17 protein-coding genes are annotated in these 19385 nt (G+C 35.7%); 10 read left to right on the forward strand and 7 right to left on the reverse strand.

Going from position 1 to position 19385, the window contains the following annotated elements:
• Positions 1–72: 72 nt before the first annotated feature.
• The 3 genes from G3A47_RS00680 to G3A47_RS00690 all read left to right on the forward strand — a co-directional run bounded on the left by G3A47_RS00680 (position 73) and on the right by G3A47_RS00690 (position 3186).
• Positions 73–1851, forward strand: coding sequence for an ABC transporter ATP-binding protein (locus G3A47_RS00680; protein WP_166919464.1), 1779 nt, complete (start codon positions 73–75; stop codon positions 1849–1851).
• A gap of 68 nt (positions 1852–1919) precedes the next feature.
• The gene (locus G3A47_RS00685; protein ID WP_029268690.1) at positions 1920–2288 is read left to right on the forward strand and encodes a PUR family DNA/RNA-binding protein; all 369 of its coding nucleotides are present in this window, start codon (positions 1920–1922) and stop codon (positions 2286–2288) included.
• Between the two features lie 346 nt (positions 2289–2634).
• Positions 2635–3186, forward strand: a complete 552-nt coding sequence (locus G3A47_RS00690; RefSeq protein ID WP_166919466.1) for an RBBP9/YdeN family alpha/beta hydrolase — start codon at positions 2635–2637, stop codon at positions 3184–3186.
• A 41-nt stretch (positions 3187–3227) separates the two neighbouring features.
• Here the strand turns inward: G3A47_RS00690 and G3A47_RS00695 are convergent, their stop codons facing one another.
• Positions 3228–3563: a tRNA-binding protein gene (locus tag G3A47_RS00695; protein WP_166919468.1), complete on the reverse strand. Its 336-nt coding sequence runs from the start codon at positions 3561–3563 to the stop codon at positions 3228–3230.
• A gap of 130 nt (positions 3564–3693) precedes the next feature.
• Here G3A47_RS00695 and G3A47_RS00700 point away from each other — a divergent pair, with 130 nt between their 5' ends.
• The 3 genes from G3A47_RS00700 to G3A47_RS00710 all read left to right on the forward strand — a co-directional run bounded on the left by G3A47_RS00700 (position 3694) and on the right by G3A47_RS00710 (position 6264).
• The gene (locus G3A47_RS00700; RefSeq protein WP_166919470.1) at positions 3694–4587 is read left to right on the forward strand and encodes an alpha/beta fold hydrolase; all 894 of its coding nucleotides are present in this window, start codon (positions 3694–3696) and stop codon (positions 4585–4587) included.
• 364 nt (positions 4588–4951) lie between these two features.
• Entirely contained in the window at positions 4952–5506 is a 555-nt protein-coding gene (locus tag G3A47_RS00705; RefSeq protein ID WP_166919472.1) for a thioredoxin family protein, read from the forward strand.
• 377 nt (positions 5507–5883) lie between these two features.
• Positions 5884–6264: a GreA/GreB family elongation factor gene (locus G3A47_RS00710; RefSeq protein ID WP_166919474.1), complete on the forward strand. Its 381-nt coding sequence runs from the start codon at positions 5884–5886 to the stop codon at positions 6262–6264.
• Between the two features lie 189 nt (positions 6265–6453).
• Here G3A47_RS00710 and G3A47_RS00715 read toward each other — a convergent pair whose 3' ends face one another.
• The 6 genes from G3A47_RS00715 to G3A47_RS00740 form a co-directional block, all read right to left on the reverse strand.
• Positions 6454–6771 (reverse strand): cytochrome c, encoded by a 318-nt coding sequence (locus G3A47_RS00715; protein WP_166919476.1) that lies wholly within the window; start codon positions 6769–6771, stop codon positions 6454–6456.
• Positions 6772–6872: 101 nt separating this feature from the next.
• Positions 6873–7805: a peptidylprolyl isomerase gene (locus G3A47_RS00720; RefSeq protein ID WP_166919478.1), complete on the reverse strand. Its 933-nt coding sequence runs from the start codon at positions 7803–7805 to the stop codon at positions 6873–6875.
• 62 nt (positions 7806–7867) lie between these two features.
• Entirely contained in the window at positions 7868–9004 is a 1137-nt protein-coding gene (locus G3A47_RS00725; protein WP_243860362.1) for an MFS transporter, read from the reverse strand.
• A gap of 447 nt (positions 9005–9451) precedes the next feature.
• Positions 9452–10150, reverse strand: coding sequence for an aspartate/glutamate racemase family protein (locus tag G3A47_RS00730; RefSeq protein ID WP_166919482.1), 699 nt, complete (start codon positions 10148–10150; stop codon positions 9452–9454).
• Between the two features lie 235 nt (positions 10151–10385).
• Positions 10386–11249: an archaemetzincin gene (locus G3A47_RS00735; RefSeq protein WP_166920983.1), complete on the reverse strand. Its 864-nt coding sequence runs from the start codon at positions 11247–11249 to the stop codon at positions 10386–10388.
• Positions 11250–11354: 105 nt separating this feature from the next.
• Entirely contained in the window at positions 11355–11819 is a 465-nt protein-coding gene (locus tag G3A47_RS00740) for a nuclear transport factor 2 family protein (RefSeq protein ID WP_166919484.1), read from the reverse strand.
• A gap of 418 nt (positions 11820–12237) precedes the next feature.
• Here G3A47_RS00740 and trmD point away from each other — a divergent pair, with 418 nt between their 5' ends.
• The 4 genes from trmD (at position 12238) to G3A47_RS00760 (ending at position 19361) form a co-directional block, all read left to right on the forward strand.
• Positions 12238–12912, forward strand: coding sequence for a tRNA (guanosine(37)-N1)-methyltransferase TrmD (gene trmD, locus G3A47_RS00745; protein WP_029268668.1), 675 nt, complete (start codon positions 12238–12240; stop codon positions 12910–12912).
• 693 nt (positions 12913–13605) lie between these two features.
• Entirely contained in the window at positions 13606–13956 is a 351-nt protein-coding gene (gene rplS, locus G3A47_RS00750) for a 50S ribosomal protein L19 (protein WP_166919486.1), read from the forward strand.
• Positions 13957–14619: 663 nt separating this feature from the next.
• Positions 14620–16842, forward strand: a complete 2223-nt coding sequence (locus G3A47_RS00755) for an NADP-dependent isocitrate dehydrogenase (protein ID WP_166919488.1) — start codon at positions 14620–14622, stop codon at positions 16840–16842.
• 137 nt (positions 16843–16979) lie between these two features.
• Positions 16980–19361, forward strand: coding sequence for a TonB-dependent receptor (locus tag G3A47_RS00760; protein ID WP_166919490.1), 2382 nt, complete (start codon positions 16980–16982; stop codon positions 19359–19361).
• Positions 19362–19385 lie beyond the last annotated feature (24 nt).

The raw sequence follows: 19385 nt of genomic DNA on the forward strand, positions 1-19385 counted from the left end.
CGTTTTCTATTGCTTTTAATTCAAAGCAATTCACAAAACCAATATCATTTTAACATTGAATATCTTAAAAAAATGAAAGAATTAAGCTATTTAAACAAATACTTCATCAAATATAAATATAGTTTCTCTTTAGGAATTTTAATCACCATAATCGCACAAATTTTTTCTTTATTCACTCCAAAGCTAATTAGCAGCTCCCTAAGTGCTATTGAAAAGTTCGATAAACTACCAAAAGCTGAGCAGGCGTCAGAAACAATTATTGCTTCCTATCATCAGGATTTAATTCATAATGTATTGCTAATCATAGGCACCACAATTGTTGCAGGCTTTCTAACCTTCTTAATGCGTCAGACTTTAATCGTAATGTCACGTCATATCGAATTTGATCTAAAAAATGAAGTCTTTAAACAATATGAAAATCTCTCTCAGAATTTCTACAAACAAAACCGAACAGGAGATCTAATGAACCGAATCAGCGAAGACGTATCAAAAGTACGTATGTATGTTGGTCCTGCCGTTATGTACACCATAAACACTTTTATACGTTTTGCAATTGTCATTATCTATATGTATAGTGTATCTCCATTACTTACTTTATATACTATTTTACCCTTACCTATACTCTCCTATTGCATTTTCAAACTAAGTTCTGAAATCAACAAGAGAAGTACTGTTTTTCAGCAATACCTCTCTAAGGTTTCCAGTTTCTCTCAGGAAATATTCTCCGGAATACGAGTAATAAAAGCTTATTCTTTAGAAAATCAACATCAGAACAACATGGTTGCCCTTGCTGACGAAAGCAAAAAAAAGAGTTTGGATTTAGCCAAAGTACAATCGCTGTTTGGTCCTTTAATGATTGCTTTAATCGGTATCAGTAATCTGGTGGTGATTTATTTTGGTGGTGTTATGTACATTAACGGAACGATTAAAAGTATAGGAACAATTGCTGAGTTTATTTTATATGTAAACATGTTAACCTGGCCTGTAGCCTCATTAGGATGGGTTTCTTCTATGGTTCAGGAAGCCGAAGCTTCGCAAAAACGTTTGAATGAATTTTTGAAAATTGAACCGGAAATCAAAAACAACAATCAAAACTCATCCGATATTCAAGGTTCGATTTCTTTTGAAAATGTAAGCTATACGTATGATGATACCAATATTGAAGCCCTTAAAAATGTAACTTTCACTGTCAAAAAAGGAGAAACTTTAGCTATTTTAGGAAAAACCGGTTCCGGAAAATCAACAATATTATCTCTGATCTCACGTTTATATGATGTAACGGAAGGAAAAATTACGATAGACGGAAACGAAATAAGCACTTTAAATCTAAATGATTTAAGAAACAACATCGGAATTGTGCCTCAGGATGCCTTTTTATTTTCAGATACTATTAAAAATAATATCAAATTTGGAAATCAGAATGCAACAGACGAAGAAGTTATTAAAGCTGCCAAAAATGCTGTTGTCCATGACAATATCATCGCTTTCAACAAACAATATGATACTGTTTTAGGAGAAAGAGGTATTACGCTTTCGGGCGGACAAAAGCAGCGCGTTTCGATTGCGAGAGCCATTATTAAAAATCCGGCGATTTTACTTTTTGACGATTGCCTGTCTGCAGTCGATACAGAGACAGAAGAGACGATTTTGAACAATTTATTCGAAATTTGTAAAGATAAAACGACAATTATAGTCAGTCATCGGGTTTCTTCGGCCAAAAATGCCGATAAAATAATCATTCTGGAGGACGGTAAAATCATTCAACAAGGGGCTCATAATCAATTAATAAATCAGGAAGGTTATTATTCTTCGTTATATTTGAAACAACTTTCGGAAAAAGAATTACTTTAATTGTTGTGTAATCGATAATTTTTTATGATTTTTGAGTACTATTAATTCCAAAAATGATAGAACGTATTATGAGAGAAAATGACATGTTAGAAAAAGAAGAGATTTTTTCTAAAGTATTACGAGCAGGGAGAAGAACCTATTTCTTTGATGTGAGAGCAACAAAGGCTGACGATTATTATATCACGATTACCGAAAGCAAAAAATTTACTGAAGAAGACGGTTCCTTTCACTTTAAAAAACACAAAATCTACTTGTACAAAGAAGATTTCAGTGCTTTTGCTGAAATACTAGAAGAAATGACTTCGTACGTCTTGAACCACAAAGGCGAAGAAGTAATTTCTGAAAGACACCAAAAAGATTTTAAAAAAGAGTACGGTTCTGATAAACCTGAAGGACAGAGATCTAGCTTTACTGATATTGATTTCGACGATATTTAGTCCTAAAAATAGCTTTTTAAAAGTACGAGTCCAACATGTCCTGCATTTTGGACTTTTTTTATACCTTTAAACCAGAACTCGATTATTCATGTAGTGCCGTTACTATTCAACAATCAAATTCACATCAATTAGTGAAATTCGTGGCAAAAAAACCTAGCCACAAATTGCACGAATTTGCACAAATTATTTTTTTCACTAAGAAATAATCCATTTAATTTTTTTAATCTGTGGCAAAAAAAGTAGCCACAGATTTTACTGATTTAAATGATTTTTTTGCTAATTTGATAGCACATTCAATAATCGATTTAAGTTTTAAATTCTAACATTTTAATCAAAATCCACGGCAATGGAAACAAATTTATTAATACTACCCGGACTGGGAAATTCAGGAGAAAAACATTGGCAAACCTTCTGGCACGAAAAATTCAAAAACTCCAAACGAATTGTTCAAGACAATTGGGACGAACCTATTCGCAGCGAATGGATTGCACGACTGACAGAAGAAATTTCTAAACTAGACAGCCCGACTATTCTGGTAGCGCATAGCCTAGCCGTTTCACTGGTATTGCATTGGGCCTCCTCCAATTACAGCAAAAATATCGTCGGCGCGCTCTTAGTAGCTCCCGCAGATGTAGACTCCCCGGAACATACACCGGAAAGCATCAGAAACTTTTCTCCTATACCAACCATAAAATTACCTTTCCCGTCTATTGTTGTAGCCAGCGAAAACGACCCTTACGCTTCATTTGAGCGCAAACAATATTTTGCAGAAATGTGGGGAAGTGATTTTATTAGTGTTGGGCAACAAGGTCACATCAATTCCGACTCCGATTTAAAATACTGGGAAGAAGGGCAGTTGATTTTACAACAATTAGTTGCAAAGATTAATACTGTTTGAAGATAATTTTCAGTCGCAGCTTTAAAAACTGCGACTGAAAACTACCCAATCCGCAATCCGTTTTCGATTTTAAAGTCAGGAGCCAGTAAAATAACATCTCCTTCCTCTCCTACGGCACCAAGAACCAGACATTCACTATTAAATTTACCAATTTGCTTTTTAGGAAAATTAACAACGGCTACAATCTGCCTGTTTAGCAAATCTTCTTTTGCATATCGTTTGGTAATTTGAGCCGATGATTTTCGGATGCCAATTTCAGCACCAAAATCTATCGTAAGCTGATAAGCCGGTTTTCGGGCTTCGGGAAAATCATTTACCGCGATTATTGTTCCCACTCGCATATCGGTTCTTTCGAATTCACTCCAGGTTAAATCCATATTTCAAATCATGTTTATTTACAAACCTATTAATTTTGTAATTATTCTTCATAATTCTATAACTTTTTTTTGAGCTTCACTTATAATTTTACAAATCATATTAGTCTGGCCAACATTAAATTATACGAAAATGGAAAATAGTTTTACAAATACCCTCACTTCTTTTAGAGAAGCTGATCTTGACGCCAGAGTACAAAACACCGATAAATACATAGAAACTGCACAGAATGTAAAACTATATGTAAGAGACTACGGCAAAGGAAAACCTGTCATTCTGATTCATGGCTGGCCACTTTCTAATGAAATGTGGGAATACCAAATTGACTTTCTGGTTCAAAATAATTTTAGAGTAATTACCTATGACCGACGTGGATTTGGCAGATCTTCACAGCCTTGGGATGGTTACGATTTTGATACTTTAACAGATGATCTAAACGAAATAATAGAACAACTTCAATTAGGAGATTTTACACTGATTGGTTTCTCTATGGGTGGAGGAGAAGTCGTGCGCTATTTTAGCCGACATGACGGAAGAGGCGCCACTAAAGCAGTTTTAATCTCTTCAATTATACCTTTCCTTGCAAAAACGGAAGATAACCCCGATGGACGTCCGAAAGAAAAAGCCGATGCAACTGTCGCCGCAATCAAAGAAGATCGAATCGGTTTTCTGGATAATTTCGGAAAGACATTTTTTGGGGTAAATGTGATCAACAGACCCGTAAGCAATGCTTTGTTAGAATATTACCGCATGCTCTGTTCTTTTGCCTCACCACAAGCCACTTTAAAATGTGCCGAATCACTTACGAATACTGATTTTAGAAGCGAACTTGAAACGATAAATGTTCCAACGCTCATTATTCACGGCACAGATGATAAAACGGTACCAATTGACCTAACCTCAAAAAAAGCTGCTCAAGAAATTGAAGACAACACTTTTATCATCTATGAAGGTGCACCACACGGACTATTCTACACCGAACGAGATCGCTTAAATAAAGATTTGTTGAATTTTCTGAATTCATAACTAATTTAAACTGCTAGTTGTGAGACGTGAGATGTGAGTTGTGGGTTATAAACCTGGAAAGTGATTAGTTTTGTTATGCGACAGCCAAATACTAATCAATAAAATAGTTAAGAAAGTAAAAAAAACGCTTTTTTTTATTTGATAATTCTACCTGTAATATCGTATGTATAAGCATTTGCCTGCTATAAACAAAATTACCATATTCAGCATCTTACATCTCACAACTCACATCTCACAACCCACAACTCAAATCAACTAACTCCCCCCCAAAGTACTATCACTTTTTACAATATCTACCTTCGCTTGTATTTTTTGCTTTCTTTTACAGAATTTAAAGGTTATTTTTGAATAAATATATTCTAAAATGGCACGAACTCCTTCAAATATGATTCCACTTGGAACAGTAGCTCCAAGCTTCAGTCTAAAAGATACGAATTCAAATAATACTTATTCTTTTGAAGAATTAAAAGGAACAAAAGGCACCTTAGTGATATTCATGTGCAATCATTGTCCTTTTGTGCTTCATGTTATTCCCGAAATTGTCATGATTGCAAATGATTATCGTGTTCAGGGAATTGGAGTACTTGCAATTTCCAGTAATGATATTATTAAATACCCGCAAGACGGTCCGGAACTCATGACCGAATTTGCTTTCCAACACAAAATAGATTTTCCTTATTTATTTGACGAAACTCAGGAAGTTGCAAAAGCCTTTGATGCTGCCTGTACTCCCGATTTCTATCTGTTTGACACCAACGACCGTTTGTTTTATCGTGGCCAACTAGACGATTCAAGACCTAATAACGGAATCCCATTAAGCGGCAGTGATTTACGAAGTGCCATCGACGCTCTAATCTACAATCGAACTTTAAAAGATTTACAGAAGCCAAGCATTGGTTGTAACATCAAATGGAAATAACAACCCCGACTTTTAAAAAAGTTTAAGTATCTTTACGAATTCATCTAAATGATCACTCATGGCGAGTATTATAGTAGCTATTATTTTTATACTACCGTTTTCTTTAAGGAGAAAACCGCTTGCCGTTGCCTTTATTTCGCATAGTAAGGCCTTTATTAATTAGGCCTCCGTCTATTTCCATTTCTTCTTTCAGGCGGAGGATTTACATCTTATTTTAACGTTTTTATTTGAAAGAAAATTTCTTCTGTCAAATAATCCTGTTTCTGTTAATCTTGTATTTGCATCCATTCTCTTCCAGCCACAATTTGTTCCTTACGTTCATTTTGAGAACCGGAAATAGTTTTTTTTTTTGAATAAATAACTAAATAAATAACAATATGAAACCAACACCTGTTTTCAGTTCAACAGACTATCAATTACTTCGTGAATTGATTCTAAAAAGTAAAAATGCTACCAATGCCAAAGAAGTTGGTCAGCTTTCTCACGAATTAGATCGTGCCATTATCAGTAAAGACACCACTCCGGATCCTTTAGTTATCCGAATTAATTCATTTGTCACTATTGAAGATGTAAAAGCCAAAAAGCAAATGAAAATTCAAATTGTTCTACCTTCAATGGCAGATGTAAAAGAAGGAAAAATTTCTATCCTGGCCCCTTTAAGCGTAGCCATAATTGGATTCAAAGAAACCGACGAAGTTGATTGGGAACTACCTGCCGGAGTAAAATCTTTAAAAATAATTGCAGTGAGCAACAAATAACCTATTAAACTAATCAAGTTTAAAAAAAACATTTCTCTCCTAAAAATAAAGCCCTCACTGTCAGGCTGAGCGAAGTCGAAGCCCCTCTAAGTTCCAAAAACCTTCGACTCCGCTCAGGGTGACATCGCGGTTACTAGCAGGTAAAATTCAAAACAAAAAAAGCATTCCGATTAAGAATGCTTTTTTGTTTTACAATTGTGAATTAATGTAATTCGTAATAGACGCCATTTGAGTAGCATCTAAATGTGCTTTTTTCCCCATTCGCACTAAGATTGGAGTCCATTCTTCCTGTGTGAATTTTTTAGGCTCGTACAATTTATGACATTTAGCACAATTGTTAGAATACAAGTTTTGACCTTCCGCAAGCTCAGGTGTTAATGTTACAACTTTAGCAGTTTCTGTTGGTGGTGCAGCTGGTTCAGTTGCAGCAACCGGAGCAGACTTTTGAGTACCACAAGAAGCCAAAAACAAGGCTACTGCGGCAAAGGTTAAAAAATTTGATTTCATTAGCTTTGTTTTTTAAGTAAATATAAAAAAATCCCATTCGCAAACGAATGGGATTTATTATTTAGACACTATTTAAATTAGTGCAAAACTAGTCTGATTTCTTATTTTACTTCCATTAATTCAACGTCAAAAATCAATGTTGCGTTTGGTGGAATAACTCCTCCTGCACCTGCAGATCCGTAAGCCAAATGAGAAGGAATAACAAAACGAGCTTTGTCTCCAACTTGCAATAAAGCAATACCTTCATCCCAACCTTCAATAACCTGACCTTGACCTAATCTGAATTCGATTGGTTTTTTACGTGGGTAAGATGAATCAAAAACTTTTCCTGTTTCTAAAGAGCCTTCGTAATGTACTGCAACTGTTTTTCCAGCTTCAGCTCTTTTACCATCTCCTTTTTGAATCATTTTGTAACGTAAACCGCTTTCTGTTTTATCAAAACCAGCTGCAAGTTCTTCCATTTTAGCTTCAGCAGCCGCTTTTTCTGCAGCTTCACGTTTAGCACGAGAACCTTCAAAAACTCTGAAAGCCTCAATAGCATTCCATTTTTGAGCTTCTTCTCCTACTCTCACAATTTCTAAAGTCTCAAGAGCATCTCCCTGAGCGATTGCATCAACGATATCCTGTCCTTCAACTACATGACCAAAAACAGTATGTTTTCCGTCTAACCAGGAAGTTGGAACGTGAGTGATGTAAAACTGAGATCCGTTTGTTCCTGCTCCCGCATTAGCCATAGCCAAAACTCCCGGACGATCGTGTTTCAAACTTGGGTGAAATTCATCATCAAATTTGTAACCAGGACCACCTGTTCCTGTTCCCTGAGGACAACCTCCCTGGATCATGAAATCAGGAATTACGCGGTGAAATGATAATCCATCGTAATATTTATTCCCTTGTGGTTTGATTTTATTTTCTAAATTTCCTTCTGCCAATCCTACGAAGTTACCAACTGTACCAGGTGTTAAATCGTGTGTCAATTTTACTAAAATTGAACCTTTGCTAGTATTGAATTTAGCGTATATTCCGTTTTCCATTGTTATTATTTTTAATTTTTGATTGCAAATTTACAAATTAATTCTATATCAATTTGTGCTTTCTATTTTTTCGAATTTGATTTAAAAGTAACTCCATAAACTAACAAGGCCAGTAGAGCCAGAACAGCACATCCGATCGTAACGGCATGCCATCCGCCTAATTTCCACAATAGCAATCCGTACGCTGATCCGGCAGCAGTTCCCAGAAAACTAAACGACATAAATACGGTGTTTAATCTGTTTCTTGCTTCAGGCAAAAGAGAGTAAACGCGGGTTTGATTTGAAATATGAACTCCCTGAATTCCGATGTCAATAAAAACAATTCCGATCACAACTCCAATGACACTTTCTATTGAAAAATAAAAAACAATAAAGCTAATTAACATCAACAAACAACCGTAGCCCACTGCGACTCTCGGATTTCCTTTATCACCCATTTTACCAACCAACGGCGCAGCTAAAGCTCCTGAAGCACCTACAATTCCAAAAAGCCCAATTGTGGCACTATTAAAATTAAATGGTTCACCTGACAGCAGTAATACCATGGTTGTCCAGAATGCTCCAAATTGTGCGAAACAAAATACATTGATTAAAGTGGCTTCACGCAAAACAGGCTGTGTTTTTATCAGCGTAAATAATGATTTAATTAATTGACCGTACGAACCTTCAAATTGCGGTTTATTTACCGGTAATTTCTTCTGAATGGCAAAGAATATCAAAAGACAAATTCCGGCCGCAATCCAAAACATGGATCGCCATCCAAAAATCTCACCTATAAATCCGCTTAAAGTTCTGGAAAGCAAAATACCAACCAGCAAACCACTCATTATAGTTCCAACTACTTTTCCACGTTGCTCCGGTGCACTCAAAGAGGCCGCCAAAGGCAAAATAAGCTGTGGCACAATCGATGTGATTCCAACCAATAAACATGCTGCTTGCAAAACAAAAAAACTTTTAGCGGTAGCGGCAATAATTAAAGCAATTACCGTGGCAAAAGTGGTCATTAAAATTTGCTTTTTACGTTCCAGTTTATCGCCAAGCGGTACCATAAAAAACAACCCAATTGCATAACCTGCCTGGGTAAGATAGGTAATGGTTCCGGCATTGGCCTCGGGAATTTTAAATTCGTTAGCGATTAAAACAATCAGGGGTTGGCAGTAATACAGGTTGGCAACTATCAGTCCGGTGCAGGCTGCCATGAACAAGATATTCGTTTTAGATAAATTCATTTTGCAAAAATACTATTCTAATTGCAACCAAAACTTTAAAAAAACTATAAATTTTTCAACGTTAGTGGGGGGATTGAATTTCTCGCAAAGTCGCCAAGCCGCAAAGTTTTTTTGCACGCAGATTTTGCAGATCATGCTGATTTTCTTGTTTTGTCGTTCCGCTAAAAACAATCCTGCTGAATCTTAGAGTGAAAATTTCTCGCGAAGTCGCAAAATCGCAAAGTTTTTTTTGCACGCAGATTTTGCAGATTATGCTGATTTTCTTGTTTTGTCGTTCCGCTAAAAACAATCCTGCTGAATCTGAGGGTGAAAATTTCTCGCAAAGTCGCTAAGCCGCAAAGTTTTACAAAAAAGCAGTAAAAAAAACTTTGCGATTTTGCGACTTTGCGAGATTTACTCTTCAAACTATTTCCAAAATTATTCTCCCGAAACAGCAAATTCTACCGCCGCTTCCGAATGAATTTTTGTCGTATCAAAAACGGGAACCGAAACGTCTTCCTGACTTATCAGCATTGGAATTTCGGTGCAACCTAAAACTATCCCTTCCGCTCCATTTTCGATCAATTTATCTATAATCGAAAGATAAGCTCTCTTGGTTTGTTCCTTTATTATTCCTCTGCCTAATTCTTCTTTTAGAGTTTGCTGAACAAAATCTCTTTCTTCCTGAAGAAAAGGAACAATAGCTTCTATGTTATTTTCTGCCAGTTTTTTGAAGTAAAAATCCATTTCCATAGTGAATTTTGTTCCCAATAAACCTACTTTTTTAAACCCTTGTTTATTTATTGCATCCGCAGTAGCTGTTACCACATGCACAAATGGCAACTTAATCTCCTGTTCAAGTCTGTCTGAAACAGCATGAGCTGTATTGGCACATAAAACAATCGCATCGGCACCACTTTTTTCGAGGCTTTTACAGGCATTTAAAAGCAAATCAAAAGTGGCATCCCAATTGCCGTTGGTATTGTTTCTCTGAAAGTCATCAAAATTCACCGAATAAATAATGCATTCTGCAAAATTAAGTCCTCCTAATTTTTCGTTGATGCCTTCGTTGATAAATCGATAATAATCAATTGTAGAAACCCAACTGATTCCGCCTACAAGTCCTAATTTTTTCATATTTGTATTTTTCAATTCTAAAGTTTTATTGTAACCGATTAAGTGTACTTATTTCCTAACACATAGGCGTAAAGTTTCCTTTATGCATGCAGATTTGCTCCGCCAGTTCATTATCGCTTGTGTTACAGATTAAGCTATTTTTTTTACTTTGTTTGTTCTTTTATTAACTGATCCCAGTTGATTACTTACATCATTTGGATTACCATTAAACAAAAGAATCAACCAGCAACTTGAATTAAATACTTGCCAGATCCTTTTTCATCAATTGTAACTCTCTCATCAGATTATTACGTCGAAAAAAAGCTGCAAGTTCCTTTAATCTTTTCTCATTATCGTATTTAATACTCGAATTTAATTTCCTTTGACAAACCGAACATAATCTAATCGTACTTTGATCTGTTTCTTCCAAACTATTTGTTCCGTTCATTACACAATTTGCTGTAATACAATGATGCATTCCAAACATATGCCCAATTTCATGCGAACATACTTTTGACAATCGGGTCAGGCATAAATTAAAATTAGCTTCCGTTAAATTCTCATCCTGCAATCTGTAAATTGAGCTCACTCCTATTTTTTGAGTATAAGATGCCAATCCGAAAACAAAATTCCATTGTGAGCTAGGGTACAAATCTACCTCCGTTAATCCCATTAGTGCGATTCTATTTAATGGTTTTTCCTTTTTTAAAATGCTGTCCAGAATAAAACCGGCCAAAAATTGCTCTTGATTTTCCTTTCCTATCCGTCTGGCATGATCAGGAATAATATCATTTGATGCTTTTTCTGAAATTTTGGTTTCCAATTGAAAAAATATTTGCAAATACTCTCTTACCAGTTCAATTTGTTTGTTTTGCAGAGCTGTAAAATTGCCAATCGGTTTTATATAAATAATATTCGCTTCTTTTGTCGGAATAATATGTTTTGATTTCAAGAATTGTTCAAAATCCTGTCCTTTTTCTTCATGATCATACAACCATTCACCGGGAGCTGGCGTAGAAAGCGCAACATCATTTGCTTTTACACCCTCAAAATATGGATTTTCTTTACTAGAATTACAGGAATAAAAGAGTACGATTCCTAAAAGAAATAGCTTTCTCATAAATGAAATGGATAAAACAGATGCCGTTATCGGGCTATTATTCTTTGTAAAGGCTCGTGAGGAAATCATTCTTATTGTTTTGGAATTCTGAAAGTAAATCTAACTTTATTTATCAGATTTTGAATCATCAAAGTTGTCAAAATAAGTAAAATCCTGTGTTATTTTTCCTTTATCAATTGTAAAAATCTTGCAGATCGGAAGTTTAAATTTTGTACTGTCGGCAGCGGTGCCGGTAGAAACAAGTTCGACAATAATATGTTGTTCATCTGAGGGATAAATTTTAGCGATTTCAGCATGTAAATCTGCAAACAAGGTATTAAGCTTATTGTATTTATTAATGGTTTGTCTTCGGGTCTGAATGGTCATCTCGTTTCCCAATGACGGATCCTTAAAATCTGCTATTGGCGAATACAACGCCGCAAGCTCATTCCATTGATGGTTATTATAGTATTCGAAATATTGTTTTACTATTTTTTCTTTTTTTGTCGGATCCAGATTTGGTGCTTTTACCTGATCCTTACAAGAGGATAGCATAAAAATCACACCAAGGAACAATACTATATTTTTCATATTATAGATTCATTTTAGGTCAAATCAATTTCTCTGTATTTACTTCAAAAACAACCTATTTGGTGCCATTACTTTTTAACACATAGAAACATAGTTTTGAAAACGTAATGACGCGTTTCACTTATTTTAAATTATCATTTGTCAGTCTGAGCGAAGTCGAAGATTGACTATATGATCGAACTGTGTCGCTATTTCTCACTCTTTTTATACCAAAATCTATGTTTTTTAATAGATGTAAGCATCGTTTTTACAAATTGCATCCACAGGTTAAAAATACTAAAAAACATCCTATCTTTTTTCGTACTTCTAAAGGTATGAGTGTTTTTATTTCTGTCTTAACTCTTCTATTTTTAAATCTTTAAAATTTCGCCACTATTTACTTTGTATCTTTGCGGCTTAGAACTATTGAAGAAAAGAAATGCGAATTGACATTATAACGATTTTGCCGGAATTATTAAGAAGTCCGTTTGAGGCTTCCATTATGAAACGAGCTATTGACAAAGGTTTGGTAGAAGTTCATTTTCATAATTTACGCGATTACACTACAAATAAACAAAAAAGTGTTGACGATTATCCTTTTGGAGGCGGTGCCGGAATGGTGATGACGGTTCAGCCAATTGATGACTGTATAACACATTTGAAAAGCCAACGCGAATACGATGAGATCATATATATGTCTCCGGATGGTGAAACTTTAAACCAAAAAATGGCCAACACCATGTCGATGTATGAAAACATCATTATTTTATGTGGTCACTATAAAGGTGTAGATCAAAGAGTCAGAGATCATTTTATTACAAAAGAAATCTCGATTGGTGATTATGTTTTATCAGGTGGCGAATTAGGTGCTTTGGTACTTTCGGATGCTTTAATTCGTTTGATCCCGGGTGTTTTAAGTGATGAAACCTCTGCATTGACGGACAGTTTTCAGGACAATTTACTTTCGGGTCCTATCTATACCCGCCCCGCAGATTATAAAGGATGGAAAGTTCCCGAAGTTTTAACCAGCGGACATTTTGCCAAAATCGACAAATGGCGTGAGGATATGGCGTATGAGCATACTAAAAATAGACGACCGGATTTGTTGGAGTAAAATTCCAAATTTTTGAAATTCCAAATTCCAACTAAATGAGGTGTTAAAGAGTGTGTGTTTTTGTTTCAGGTTTCAAGTTTCAGGTTGTTGTTGCGTAGTCTTTATGTGAGATGTAAAATGTGAGATGTGAAACCTCAAACTTGAAACTTGAAACTCAAAACAACTCTAACTCCCAAATAAACAAATAAGTTAGAAAATTGAAATTCCAACTAAATGCGAACGTTAAAGAACGTGCGTTTTTGTTTCAGGTTTCAAGTTTCAGGTTGTTGTTGCGCAACCTTAATGTAAGATGTAAAACCTCAAACTTGAAACTTGAAACCTGAAACTTGAAACCTGAAACCTGAAACCTGAAACTCAAAACAACTCTAACTCCCAAATAAACAAATAAGTTAGAAAATTGAAATTCCCACTAAATGCGAACGTTAAAAAATGTATGTTTTTGTTTCAGGTTTCAAGTTTCAGGTTGTTGTTGCGTAACCTTAATGTGAGATATGAAACCTCAAACTTGAGACCTGAAACCTGAAACTCAAAACAACTCTAACTCCCAACAAGCAAATAAGTTAGAAAATTGGAATTTGGAATTTCAAAAATTTGGAATTTATTTATTTTTACTTACCTTTGCACCCAAATTAGACTAACCTCTGGCGAGATCCGTGAATGTTACTCTATAAAAAACCATAATTAAAAATTATCATGGCAGATTTATTGAAATTCGTTCAAAACGAATTAGTTGCTAAAAAAGATTTCCCTGTTTTCGGAGCTGGAGACACTATTACTGTTTTCTACGAAATTAAAGAGGGTGAAAAAACAAGAACTCAGTTTTTTAAAGGAGTTGTTATTCAAAGAAGAGGTTCTGGTAACACAGAAACTTTTACTATCCGTAAAATGTCAGGTGCTATCGGAGTTGAGCGTATCTTCCCGGTAAACTTACCAGCTTTACAGAAAATTGAAATCAACAAAAAAGGAGCTGTACGTAGAGCTAGAATTTTCTACTTCAGAGAACTTACTGGTAAAAAAGCTAAGATTAGAGATAAAAGAAGATAATTCTTTATCTTTTTTATCATAAAAGACCCGTTTCATACTATTTGAAACGGGTTTTTTTATGCCCGATTTTCAATCTCAGCGGATAAAAGAAATTCCAGAATTAAAAGATCCAACCAAAAGACGCACAAAGTTTTAGACAAAGTTCGCTGAGATAAAAAGAAACAATTTTAAGTATAGCTTCCCCCTATGTTTGCGGAGAAATTTTTGCACGCAGATTTTGCAGATTTTGCAGATATTTTTTTTATCAATTTCAATAAAAAAGAATCTGCAAAATCTGCGTGAAAAGAAACTTTTCGATTTTGCGCCTTTGCGAGCAAAAATAGCTACCCTTTGCGTAAACCTTTGCACGTTTGCGACCAACACAAGTAAAAAACCGTTGCGTACTCTTTGCGTAAAACCTTTGCGGGCCACGTTGCCAAATAAACACAAAATTTTATCGCTTGCCGCTTTTCGTATTGATTCAGTAAAACCTTATTTTTTTAATACCAAAATCATCAATTTAGCAATTTTACGAGCCCGAAATAATAATCTGATAATTTCTTTAATTATCCTTAAAACGCAACCGTTTTCGTCCTGTTTTTATTATATTTGCTCCGCTCATTTTGAGCCGACTATACCTTTTAATTACCATTTCGCGGTAATACGATTATAAAAAAAAAGAAAATGACACAAAATTCAAAAATTTTTTACACCTTAACTGATGAGGCGCCATTGTTAGCGACTTATTCTTTTCTACCTATTGTTCAGGCGTTTACCGCAACAGCCGGTATCGCAATTGAAACAAGAGACATTTCGTTGGCAGGCAGAATTTTATCTAATTTTCCTGAAGTGTTAACGGCTGATCAAAAAACAGTTGATGCATTGGCTGAACTTGGTCAATTGGCTACACAACCGGAAGCCAATATTATCAAATTACCAAACGTTTCTGCTTCAGTACCGCAGTTAAAAGCGGCTATTGCTGAATTGCAATCACATGGTTACAATATTCCAAATTATCCGGAAGAGCCTCAAAACGATGCTGAAAAAGAAATCAAAGCCAAATATGCTAAAGTTTTAGGTTCTGCTGTAAATCCTATTTTACGTGAAGGAAACTCTGACCGTAGAGCTCCAAGAGCGGTTAAAAACTTCGCTAAGGCAAATCCACACTCCATGGGTGCATGGTCTGCTGACTCTAAAACCAAAGTAGCTTCAATGCCAAATGGTGATTTCTACGGAAGCGAAAAATCACTTACCGTTACTGAAGCGAATGATGTAAAAATCGAATTCGTTGCCAAAGACGGAACGACAACTGTTCTTAAAGCCAGTACTCCATTAAAGGCCGGTGAAATTATTGACAGTTCTGTATTGCATTTGAAAGCTTTAAAAAGTTTTGTTGCTGAAACCATTACGGAAGCAAGAAAAGAAGGTGTTTTACTTTCTGTACACTTAAAAGCTACCATGATGAAAGTTTCAGATCCGATTATCTTTGGCGCTATCGTTGAAGTATATTTTGCTGATCTTTTCAAAAAATACGAAACTTTATTCAATGAATTAAACATCGATACCAGAAATGGTTTAGGCGATATCTATACTAAAATTGCCGGAAGACCGGAGCAAGCAGAAGTTGAAGCTGCCATCAATCAGGCAATCGAAAACGGACCTGCATTGGCGATGGTGAATTCTGATAAAGGAATTACAAACTTACATGTTCCTTCTGATGTTATTGTTGATGCTTCTATGCCGGCAATGATTCGTACTTCAGGACAGATGTACAATAAAGAAGGGAAACAACAAGATACAATCGCTATTATTCCGGACCGTTCTTATGCGGGAATTTATACGGCAACTATTGACTTCTGTAAAAAACACGGTGCTTTTGATCCTAAAACAATGGGAAGTGTTCCTAACGTAGGTTTGATGGCGCAAAAAGCAGAAGAATACGGATCTCACGATAAAACTTTCCAAATGAAAGAAGAAGGTGTTGTTCGTGTAGTAGACCAAAACGGAACTGTTTTGATGGAACAAAGTGTTGAGGCTAATGACATTTTCAGAATGTGTCAGGCTAAAGACGCTCCGATTCAGGACTGGGTTAAACTAGCGGTAAACAGAGCTCGTTTATCTGATACTCCGGCTGTTTTCTGGTTAGACGAAAACAGAGCGCATGACAGAGAATTGATCGCAAAAGTTCAAAAATACCTTAAAGACTACAATACTATAAACTTAGACATCCGTATTTTAAATCCGGTTGCGGCTACAGAATTTACTTTAGACAGAATTATCAAAGGATTGGATACCATCTCAGTAACAGGAAACGTTTTACGTGATTACTTAACTGACTTATTCCCAATTTTAGAATTAGGAACTTCAGCTAAAATGCTTTCTATCGTTCCTTTAATGAATGGCGGTGGATTGTTCGAAACAGGTGCCGGAGGTTCTGCTCCTAAACACGTTGAGCAATTTACAGAAGAAGGCTATTTACGTTGGGATTCATTAGGAGAGTTCTTAGCGCTTGGTGCTTCCTTAGAACATTTAGGTCAGACTTTAGACAATGCTAAAGCGATTGTTTTATCTGAAACTTTAGATCAGGCAAACGACAAATTCTTAGCAAATGACAAATCTCCGGCACGTAAAGTAGGACAAATTGACAACCGTGGTTCACATTTCTACCTTGCTTTCTATTGGGCTCAGGCATTAGCTGCTCAAAATAAAGATGCTGAGTTAAAAGCAATTTTCACTCCAATTGCAGCTCAATTTGAAGCAAACGAAGCTAAAATCGATGCTGAGTTAATCGGTGCTCAAGGGAAACCTCAAACGTTAGGCGGATACTATCAGCCAACTCCGGAATTAGTAAGCAAAGCAATGCGTCCAAGTGCGACATTCAATGCGATCCTGGCGGAAATAAAATAAGAAATAGTATATTATTTACTATGAAATATAAAAAGGCAACCCTAAAACGGTTGCCTTTTTTCTTAACTCATATTTAACAATTGTTCGCGGCCATATTTTAATAAGAATTATTATCTATGTATATCAAAATCAAGACAATGATTACAAAAAAAATTAGCCTTTTTATTCTTCTTGTTCTAACGACTCTTACTTCATTTTCTCAGGAAAAATTTACCTTAAGCGGCACCATCAGCGATTTTAAAAACAATGAAACCTTAATTGGGGTAAACATTTATATTCCTTCCTTAAAGATTGGAACGACTACAAATGAATACGGTTTTTATTCTTTAACCATTCCTTCCGGTAAACATCAGATCGAAATCAGTTATGTGGGATATCAAACTCTTCAAAAAACAATTGATCTAAATCAAAACACCAAAAGTAATTTTTCCCTGAATGAAGGAGGTGAAGAACTTCAGGAAGTTGTTATTACGGACAACAAAGGTAAGATCAACATTAAATCTCCTGAAATGAGCACCAATAAACTTTCCATTTCAACGATCAAAAAAATGCCGGTTGTTATGGGAGAAGTTGATGTTTTAAAATCGATTTTATTACTTCCGGGTGTTACCAATGCCGGAGAAGGAGCCTCAGGATTTAATGTTAGAGGTGGTGGTGCGGATCAGAATCTAATTCTGTTGGATGAAGCTACTATCTTTAACTCTTCTCACGTATTTGGATTTTTTTCGGTTTTTAACCCCGATGCCATCAAAGATTTAAAACTGTATAAAGGCGGAATTCCGGCTCGTTATGGCGGAAGAGCCTCTTCTGTTCTTGACATTTACCAAAAAGACGGTAGCAGCAAAGATTTTCACATGAATGGCGGAATCGGATTAATCTCAAGCAGGCTTCTTGCCGAAGGTCCGTTAGTAAAAGACAAAGGCTCCTTTTTGATTGGAGGAAGAGCTTCGTACGCGCATCTGTTTTTAAAATTATCCGAAGATCAAAAAGACAACTCTGCCTATTTTTATGATTTGAATACCAAACTGAGTTACAAATTAAACGACAACAACAGCTTGTATTTATCCGGGTATTTTGGACGAGATGTTTTTAGCATCAATAAAAGTTTCTCTAACACCTACGGAAACACCACTTTAAATCTTCGCTGGAATCATTTGTATTCTGATAAACTGTTCTCTAATTTATCCTTGATTTACAGCGACTATTATTATGGTCTTGATTTGGATTTGGTGGGCTTCAAATGGGATTCGGGAATTAAAAACTACAATATCAAATACGATTTCAAACATTATATCTCAGATAAGTTCAAATTGAACTATGGTATAAACGGGATTTACTACGGATTTAATCCGGGAACAATCAAACCAACCGGAAGTACTTCCGGAATTAATCCTGATCAGTTAGACAAGAAATACGCTTTTGAGCCTGCTGTTTATCTCGATGCCGAAAGTCAGGTTACAAAAAAACTTACTGTCTCTTACGGATTGCGTTACAGTTTATTCTATCGTTTAGGCGGATCTACTATTAATTATTACGATAATAACGGTCCGGTTGTTTTTGACTCAGACATACAGATTTACAAAAAAGGTACACCAACCTCAACTAAGTATTTTGGCAAAAACAAAGTGATTCAGAGTTATGACAATCTGGAGCCAAGGTTTGCGGTTTCTTATCAATTGAACGATGATCAGTCGGTAAAAGCCAGTTACAACAGAATGGCGCAATACCTTCAACTGATTTCGAATACCTCATCTCCTACTCCATTAGATGTGTGGATGCCGAGTGACAACTATATCAAACCCCAAATTGCCGATCAGGTGGCGCTGGGTTATTTTAGAAACATAAACAACGGCGCTTATTCGCTTGAAGTTGAAACCTATTACAAAAAAATTCAAAACAGACTTGATTATATTGATGGTGCCGATCTAATTGCCAATGATGCTATCGAACAGGTAATTCTAAACGGACGCATGAGATCGTATGGTTTAGAAATTATGTTTAAGAAAAACGAGGGCAAGTTTAACGGATGGGTCTCGTATACTTTATCTAAATCAGAACAACAAACACCTGGAAGAACAGCTGGCGAAACTGGGATAAACGATGGACAATGGTACAGCTCTGTTTACGACAAAACTCATAATTTAGCCATTACATCCGCTTATAATTTAAACGAAAAATGGTCTTTTGGTGCTAACTTTGCTTTGCAGTCCGGACAACCTGTTACTTATCCGAATTCGCAATATGAGTATTTAGGAATCACGGTACCAAGTTATGGGCTAAGAAACAAAAATCGTTTACCTGCTTATCATCACCTGGACATCTCTGCAACCCTGACACCAAGAAGTAATAAAAACAGAAATTGGAAAGGAGAATGGGTTTTTAGTATTTACAACCTTTACAATCGCCAAAATGCGGCCTCGATTAACTTTCGTCAAAATGCAGACACCGGTGCTAATGAAGCTGTAAAAACCTCCATTTTTGGAATGGTACCGGCAGTAAGTTACAATTTCAAATTTTAAAAATTATTTTCTGCAAAAGAAAAA

The sequence above is a fragment of the Flavobacterium poyangense genome, from assembly GCF_011751075.1.
GTDB classification, from domain to species: Bacteria; Bacteroidota; Bacteroidia; order Flavobacteriales; family Flavobacteriaceae; genus Flavobacterium; species Flavobacterium poyangense.